The sequence below is a fragment of the Pseudomonadota bacterium genome (assembly GCA_010028905.1).
In the GTDB taxonomy this organism is placed as follows: domain Bacteria; phylum Vulcanimicrobiota; class Xenobia; order RGZZ01; family RGZZ01; genus RGZZ01.
Genome location: RGZZ01000203.1, coordinates 1 through 8,609 on the forward strand (window position 1 = coordinate 1; position 8,609 = coordinate 8,609).

Below are 8,609 nucleotides of genomic sequence, written 5' to 3' on the forward strand. Positions count from 1 at the left end.
GCTGCCCTGGTTCTCATCATCTATCTGCTGGCGGGACGCATCTTCGTCATCGTGAACGTCGGTCGGGCAGCCGTGCTCTACCGTCCGCTGCTCCACGGCCTTGTGCTCGACAAGGTGTACGGCGAGGGCCTGCACATAAACTTCCCCTGGGACACCATGACCATCTACGACCTGCGCATCCAGGAGCGCACGATCGACTACCCAGTGCTCAACGGCAACGGCCTCGAGCTGAAGGTCAAGGTCTCGGTGCGCTACCACCCCTTCCGCGAGTCGCTGGGCTTCCTGCACCAGCAGATCGGTCCGGACTACGAGCAGAAGCTCGTGGTCCCGTCGGTGGAGTACTGCGTGCGCAACGCCATCGGCGCGTCAACGGTGAACGACATCTACGCGAACCGTGGCGACATGCTCGGCCGCATCCAGTCTGCGGTGTCGAACATGCTGGCGCAGAAGTACATCGTACTCGACGGCCTCGTGTTTCGCGAGATCGGCCTGCCGCCCGCAATCAACACGGCCATCCAGGACAAGGAAGAGCAGCGCCAGATCCTCGAGGGGTACGAGTTCCGCGTGCGCACCGCCATGCGAGAGGCCCTGCGCCTGCAGATCGACGGCACGGGTCGCAAGGGCTACAACGACATCGTGCGCTCATCGCTCGACGAGCGCCTGCTCAAGCTCGAAGGCATCGCCGCCACCCGTGACCTCAGCCGGTCGCCCAACGCCAAGGTGGTCGTCATCGGCAGCGGCCCCGGAGGCCTGCCCATCATCCTCGGCAACGACACGACGCCGACCAAGACCGCCTCGAACGCCGGCACCTCCCCGATGAGCTTCTCCAACCTCGACGCCTACATCAAGAAGTTCGAGCAGAAGATCCTCGGTCTCGTGGAGAGCGCCCCGCTCGATGTCACCTCGGTGAATGCCCCCATCCGCTCTGGCAGTCTCTCCGTACCGATATCAGAGCCCCCGGTGGCCAGACCGCAGCCTTCCCCCACCGTCTTCACTCCCCCGAGCGTGCAGACGAACAAGCCCGATGCGACTGCCCCTGCGCCATGAGGGTCGAGGCAGTGCTGCGGAGACGCGCGCCCGAGCTTGTCATCGCAGCCCTTCTGGGGCTCCTGGGACTGACCGCGTTCCTCTCCAGGTACTGGAACATGAGTTCGTACGCGTCGGCCTCGCAACGCGCAGACCGGTTGCACACATCCACCGGTGAGATTCATCTGGGGTGCGAGTGGTTCAACCGAGGGTATCCCCAATACTTTCGCTCTGGCCTGCGCCTCGCGGTACAAGAGATCAACGAAGGCCTGGCGGGGAACCAGACGAAGGGCGTTGCCCTTGCGAACGGCGAGGTTCGAAAGCTGCGCCTCACGATCAACGAGGCCCCCCCCTTCTCGCCGACTGCGAGCAGCGACCCGGTCGCCGAGCGCTTCGTGCGCGACCCCGCGCTGGCCGCCGTCATCGACAATCAGTCTGACGAGTGGATCGGCCGCACGAAAGCGGCCTACGAAGCGGCAGGCGTACTGAGCATCTCTACCTGCGCGTCGTTTCCGGGCCTCAACCGCTCGCTTCGCTTCTCGGTCGCGACCGTGGCGCACGATGATCAGCTGGCCAGTGAGATGGCCAGAACTGCCCCCCTGATGTACGCAAAGGTCACCGGCAGGTACGCCTCAGGCGCAGGGCTCCTGCTGAACATCAACGAGCAGAGCGCGAGCTGGACGTCGACCACCTTCCAGACTGCAAGTGCTGGAGAAGCGGCTCAAGGCGAGGTGCTCGCCCTGCTGCGCGACGTCGTGGCGCGGGGGATCATCGACCCGGATGTGCCCTTGCAACGCATCATCAACCAGACGCTCCTGCCCAGCGAGCACTGGTTCGATGTGCTTAACGCGCTGAAGAGAGCCCAGAAGCGCCACGGCTCTCAGGTCACCGCACGCGAGCTGCTGAAGGCCCACGAGAACGACCCGCCCCCCGTCCCGTTCCTCGCGGTGGAGGAGTACTTCTCCTACGAGACCAACCATTCCGCAGACATCTCGTCCATCCGCGCCGCCAACGTCGACTATCTGGTTCTCGCCGACAACACGACGAGCCGCGTGGTCGACATCATCCGCGAGCTGCGCCGCCAGAAGATGATGCTCCCCATCTTCGTCTCCGACAACCATCAGTTCGAGCGTCTGGCACAAGAGCTGGGTCCAGGCAGCGGCGACGTCCTGACGCTGCTCGACCTCGATTCCAGGTTCGACACCGAGCGCCTGCGGGGCTTTCGTGACCGCTATGTCGAGTTCCTCAGAGCCCAGGGCGAGACGGTGCACGAACCGGGAATCATGAGTCTGCAGGGGTATGAGGCCGTGTATCTGCTGAAGTCGGTCTACGAAGCCATTGGCGAGGTCGATCCGCTGACGGCCTCGGTCGCCCTGCGCGGACGCAGGTCGCCCTGGCCAGGCAAGGCCATCAGCGGCTACGAGTTCACCGCATCTGGCGACCGTGAGAACGTGAGATGGCACCCTCTCTGGCTGCACGACGGCAAGGTGCAGCACCTTGAACTGAACATCGAGGACGAATAGCGATGGCGATAGTGTTGAACCTCTTCATCTACCTCGTGCTGTGCTGGCTCATCGGCCTGGGCGGAAGCAACCGCAAGCTGGGCACCTGGGGCTACTTCTTTGCCTCCGTGCTGCTCACGCCGCTGGTCGGTGCGATTCTCGTGCTCGCATCTGACGTGCGACGCACCAATCGCAAGGCCTAGCCCTTCATGACCACGGTCCCCCATAACCGAGAAACGGTCCTCCACGCGCAAGAATCCAGTCGCATGAGAAGGAGCGCCTGGACCTCAACGGCCGCAGCCTGGGCCATCGCGCTCACCCTTGCCTCGTGCTCGCCGCGTACGAAGGCGGACCCCGCCGCATCGCCCTCGGCGGCGGCGTCTGCACCGGTCTCGGTTGACGTCATCTCGGCGCGCAAGGCCACCCTGCCCGACGACATCGCGGCGGTAGGCACGTTCGAAGCCATCTCGAGCGTCAACATCAGCCCGAAGGCAGCCGGCCCGCTCGTCGATGTACCGGTGCACACCGGCCAGTTCGTTGCCAAGGGCGACGTGATCATGCAGCTCGACACCAGCGCCCTCGAGATGACGGTGCGCCAGGATGAGGCCGACCTCTTGAAGGCCCAGACCACCCTCGGCCTGAGCCGACCCGGCCAGACCCTGAAGAGCGACCGCGACATCCCCGCGGTGCGCAAGGCCCGCGCCACCGTCGACAATGCACGTCTCGCGTGGGAGCGCAGCCGAACCCTCTATCGCGCCGACCTCATCTCGCAGAAAGACCTTCAAGACGACAAGCGGGCCCTGCTCGCGGCCCAGGCCGACTATCAGGCAGCCATCGACTCGGTGAAGAGCGACAAGGTCACCGTGGTGCAGAAGCAGATCCAGCTGCAGACCGATCAGCTGAACCTTCGAAATGCCACGGTACGGGCGCCCTTCAGCGGCTATGTGTCGGCCGTGAACGTCGACGTGGGCGACTACGTGCAGCCAGGCGGAGGAAGCGGCTCGAGCGGCTACGTCACCCTGCTGACCCTCGATCCCATCTACTGCGAGGTGAAGATCGGCGAGACCGACAGCCAGAAGGTGCGTGTCGGACAGGCGGTCGAGGTGAAGACCGCGGCCTATCCCGGGCGCGTGTTCAGGGGAAGCGTGTACCGCATCAGCCCCGCCCTCGACCCAACCACCCGGACCCTGAAGGCCCTTGCCCGCATCGCCAATCCCGAGCGGCTGCTCAAGCCGGGATTGTACGGCAACGCGACCATCACCCTCGGCGCCACGCCGGGCGTGGTGATGGTGCCGCAGATGGCACAGACCGAGCAGGCGGGGCAGACCTGCGTGTACGTCGTCGAGCAGACCGCCAGCGGCGCTCTGGCGCGCATGCGCACCTTGCGCCGCGGCCGTGTCGATGGCCGCTGGGTCGAGGCCATCGATTCGAATGTGAGAGCCGGAGACAACGTGGTGGTCGGCAATCTCGACCGTCTCTATGACGGGGCTCCGGTAACCCCCGCGCAGACCCTCAGAGAAGCGCCCGCGGTTCCCAAGACGGGCCTCTGACGGTGTCGTTCTTCAGCGTCTTCGTACGCCAGCGGGTGTTCGCCCTCATGCTCAACCTCGCCGTGGTGGTGGTGGGGCTCGTCTGCTACTTCACCCTGGGCGTCGACATGCTGCCCAAGCTCAACATTCCCGTGGTGAGCGTCACCATCTCCCTTCCCGGGGCCCCTCCGGAAGTGATGGAGCAGCAGGTGACCCGGGTCGTGGAAGACGCGGTGGCGGTGGTCGGCGGCTTGAGCAGCATCACGTCACAGAGCATGTCGGGAACCTCGGTGGTGATCACCCAGTTCGACATGTCGAAAGACGTGAACATCGCCACGCAAGAGGTGCGCGACAAGGTCAACGCCCAGTTGGGCAACCTCCCGACTGACATTCTCACCCCCATCATCGACAAGTACGATCCCAACGCGCAACCCATCATCTCGGTGGTGCTCAGCGGCCTGAACGGACGCGCGCTCACCGATCTGGCCAAGAACCGGCTGCAGCCCGACCTCCAGGCCATCAGTGGCGTGGGCCAGGTGCAGCTCGTGGGCGAGAGCAAGCGACAGATCCGCATCGAGCTCGACCACAAGCGCATGCAGGCCTATGGCGTGTCGGTCACCGACGTGCGCAACGCGGTGAGCCAGCAGAACCGCGAGGCGGGTGGAGGCAGCCTGCGCAGCGCGCTCTTCGAGACCAGCATGCGCACCATGGGCCTGCTCACCCACGCGAGCCAGTTCGATGACGTCATCGTGAAGACGGTGAACGGAGTTCCCCTGAAGGTGCGCGACGTGGGCACCGCCGTCGACGGGCTCGAGGAAACCACCTCGGTATCGCGTTACGACGACACCCTTTCACTCACCCTCCAGGTGGTGAAGTCGAGCGACGCCAACACCACGAAGGTGGTGGATGCCGTGAAGGCACGGGTGGCGTCGCTGCGGGCCGACCTCCCCAGAGGGGTGAGCCTCACCCTGGCCAACGATCAGTCGACCCCGATCAAGGAGGCCGTCGACGAGATCATCCAGCACCTCGTGCTCGGCAGCCTCCTGGCCAGCCTCATGGTGCTCCTCTTCCTGGGCGACTTCCGCTCGACCATCATCGCCACCATCGCGATCCCCTGCTCGATCATCGGGGGATTCATCGTGATGGCGATTCTCGGGTACACGCTGAACTCGGTGACCCTGCTCGCCCTCGCCCTGGCGGTGGGCATCGTCATCGACGACGCGGTGGTCGTGCTCGAAGAGATCCACCGCATCATGGACGAGGAGGGGCTGCCCCCGAAGGAGGCGGCCGAGAAGGGCATTCAGAGCATCGGCTTCGCGGTGCTCGCCACCACCCTGTCGCTGGTGGTCATCTTCCTCCCCATCGCATTCATGCCGGGCATTCTGGGCGCCTACTTCTCGAGCTACGGCATCTTGATGGCCGCCACGATCATGCTGTCGATGTTCGTGTCGTTCACGTTCACCCCCATGCTGTGCGCGGTCTTCCTGAAGCCCAAGAAGCACACGAAGAAGAAAGGGCCTGGCCTGTACGAGTGGCTGCTCGAGCGCCCCTACGTCGGCCTGGTTCGCATCGTGCTTCGCCTGCGCTTCGTGGTGCTGCTTCTCTGCCTCGGCATCACGGTCTGGGGGGCCTGGCTGCTGCAGAGCACGGGCCGCGACTTCATCCAGGCGCAGGACGAAGGGACGCTCACGGTGTCGCTGACGCTGCCGGCGGGCCGATCGGTGGCAGTGAACGACGCAGTGGTGGCGGGCATCTCCGCCGAGCTTCGCAAGCGCGTCAAAGAGGTCGACTACACCCTCTCCACCGTCGGAGCGGGGGGCGACCCGACCAAAGCCACCATCACCATCGTCATGAAGCCCTGGGAGGAGCGCGCGAAGCACAAGCCCACCTACACGGTGTTCGACGCCCAGCCCCGCGCGCGCGAGGTGCTGCGAGGCTACCCGTCGATCCGGTCGTCGGTGTCGCTGGGCAACGACAGCCAGGCCGATCTGAGCGTCGTGGTGAGCGGCCCGGACCTCGAGACCCTGCAGCGCGCCGCCGACACCCTGATGAAAGGGCTCGCATCCCATCCCGGCTACACCGACATCAACAGCGATCTCGACATCGGCACCCCAGAGGTCAAGGTGTACGTCGACCGGGAGCGAGCGGCCTTCCTGGGCGTGAACTTCTTCGACGCGGCCAGCACCATCCAGGCCCTCGTGGGCGGGGTGAAGGTATCATCGTTCTACCAGGGCAAGGATCGCATCGACGTGAACATGCGATTGAAGCCCGACCAGCGGCAGCGCGCCACGGTCATCGACACCCTCACGGTGCCCAACAGCAAGGGCGACCTCATTCCCATGAGCAATGTGGTGAAGATCGAGCGCGGGCTGGCGGCCAGCACCATCAAGCGCTACGCCCGCCAGCGCCAGGTCACGGTGAACGCCAACCTCATCGGTGTGCCGCTCGAGAACGCCCTGAACCTCGCCAAGAGCGAGGTGGCGAAGCTGAAGCTCGGCGCTGACTACCAGGTGAACTTCACCGGCAACGGCCAGTACATGAACCAGATGCTGCTCGTGTTCCTGGGTGCGTTCCTCGTTTCGGTGGTGTTCATGTACATGGTGCTGGCCAGCCAGTTCGAGAGCTTCATCGATCCGGCCATCATCCTGGCCACCCTGCCGCTGTGCTTCCCGTTCGCCCTCATCTCGCTGCAGGAGACCCACAACACGCTCAACATGTTTGCCGTGCTGGGCCTCTTCTTGCTTGTGGGCGTGGTGAAGAAGAACGCCATCTTCCAGATCGACACCACCAACGCCATGGTGGCGGAAGGTCGACCCCTGTATGAATCCATCGTCGAAGCCAATCGCATCCGCCTGCGGCCCATCATCATGACCACGGTGACCCTGGTGGTGGCCATGCTTCCCGTGGCCGCGGCCGGCGCCAACGGGTGGCAGCGCGCCCCCATGGCCATCGTGATCGTGGGGGGGCAGTCGCTGTCGCTCGTGCTCACCCTCATCGTGGTGCCCGCGCTCTACTCGTATGCGCACGACTTCTGGGGGCGGCGTTACCGCGACGAGATGAAGCGCCGCAATGCCCCCACGTCCGAGACGACCACGCCCTCCGCGTCGGGCGAGAGCGCACCGATCGCGGTCACCGCCGGATCGAGCACGCGCACCGAGGAGACCCCATGACTTCGCTGCGCAGGCGCCTCTCGTGGTCGGCGATGGCGGCTCTGTGCGCCACCCTTGCGTGGACATCGCCGCTCGGCGCGGCCCCGGCCCCCGTGGCCACGCCGTCTGCCGCGCCCCCTCACGCGACAGCGGCACCGTCGGCCGTGCCCTCGACCAAAGCCTCCCTTCCCTGGGAGAACCAGGCGCCGGCACAGAAGCCGATTCAACCTGGCGACACCGTGCTGCTCGGGCAGGACGGCATGCTCGACATGGTCGAGCTGCTCGACTATGCCCGCGCCACCCATCCCAAGCTGCGCATCTATCAGGCGCAGTACGCCCAGGCGATAGGGCAGCTGCATCTCTCTGAGTCGCTCTACGTGCCCACGGGACAGATCGCCATCACCCGAAGCCACACCTACACGCAGAACGGCGGCATCGGCACCCCCACGCCACTGACCCCGGCCCTGCCCTCCACCATCATCCTGCTCAACCCCGCGGCCTCGCTCAGCTATCTTCTCAGCGACGGTGGAAAGCGCGTCAACAGCGTGGCGCGCGACCGCGCCAACCTGCTCACCAGCGTGTACAGCTGGCGCAACCAGTGGCGCACCCTGGCGCAGACCATCGAAAGCGACTACCTCAGCGTGGCGCTCAACCGAACCCTGCTCGAGGTGCAGGAAGAGGGCGTGCGCATGGCCGACGAGACCTTGAAGCAGGCCGAGGGGCTCTTCCGCGGGGGCAAGAAGACGCGTCTCGACGTGCTGCAGTCGCAGGCCGACCTCGAGGGGGCACGCGCCCTGTATGTGGCGCAGAAAGGTCAGCTGACGAAGGCCTGGGCTCGACTCGGGGCCGACGTGGGAGCACCGCTCAACGAGTTCGCGAAGCTCGACCCGGTGCTGACCTCGCCCCTTCCCCTGCCCCCCACGGCCAACCTTCTCGACACGGCGCTGGCGCAGCGCAGCGACCTGCTCACCTTCGCCAACCAGATCGCCTACCAGCGCTGGCAGGTGCGCGTGAACAAGACGCAGCTCAACCCGACATTGAACACGCTGCTCTCCTATGGCTACACTGGCGCTGACTTCCCTGCGCTGACCACATGGCAGTTCGGGCTGACACTCACCGTTCCGCTCACCCAGGGCCCATCGGTGCGCGCGCAGAACGAGCTGGCCGAGGGGCTCATCGTTGAGCTGCTTGCGCACATCTACGACCTGCGCCTCACGATCATCAACGACCTCTCCCAGAGCTGGATCGGTCTCCAGGCGGCGCAGCGCAAGGTGACCATCGATGAGGCCCAGATCCGGGAAGCCGATCAGGCCTACCGTCTCGCTGCCAAGCGGTACATGGGCGGCATCAGCCAGTACATCGAGGTCACGAACGCCCGTCAGGTTCTCAACAACGCCCGTGTC

The 8,609-nt window shown here is 65.3% G+C and carries 6 protein-coding genes; all 6 read left to right on the top strand.

Features of this window, described 5'->3' with window-relative positions; genetic code table 11:
- Positions 1–1,047, top strand: a 1,047-nt coding sequence (locus EB084_14070) for a prohibitin family protein (GenBank protein NDD29383.1), incomplete at its 5' end; no start/stop codon positions are given.
- Positions 1,044–2,549, top strand: a complete 1,506-nt coding sequence (locus tag EB084_14075) for an ABC transporter substrate-binding protein (protein ID NDD29384.1) — start codon at positions 1,044–1,046, stop codon at positions 2,547–2,549. The genes EB084_14070 and EB084_14075, both read left to right, overlap by 4 nt.
- Before the next feature lie 2 nt (positions 2,550–2,551).
- A complete protein-coding gene (locus EB084_14080; protein ID NDD29385.1) occupies positions 2,552–2,731 on the top strand; it encodes a hypothetical protein in 180 nt (59 codons plus the stop codon).
- Positions 2,732–2,737: 6 nt separating this feature from the next.
- Complete coding sequence (locus tag EB084_14085; protein ID NDD29386.1) at positions 2,738–4,078, top strand: efflux RND transporter periplasmic adaptor subunit; 1,341 nt, start codon at positions 2,738–2,740, stop codon at positions 4,076–4,078.
- A gap of 2 nt (positions 4,079–4,080) precedes the next feature.
- Entirely contained in the window at positions 4,081–7,227 is a 3,147-nt protein-coding gene (locus EB084_14090) for an efflux RND transporter permease subunit (GenBank protein ID NDD29387.1), read from the top strand.
- The coding region (locus EB084_14095; GenBank protein NDD29388.1) for a TolC family protein at positions 7,224–8,609 on the top strand (1,386 nt) is incomplete at its 3' end. The genes EB084_14090 and EB084_14095, both read left to right, overlap by 4 nt.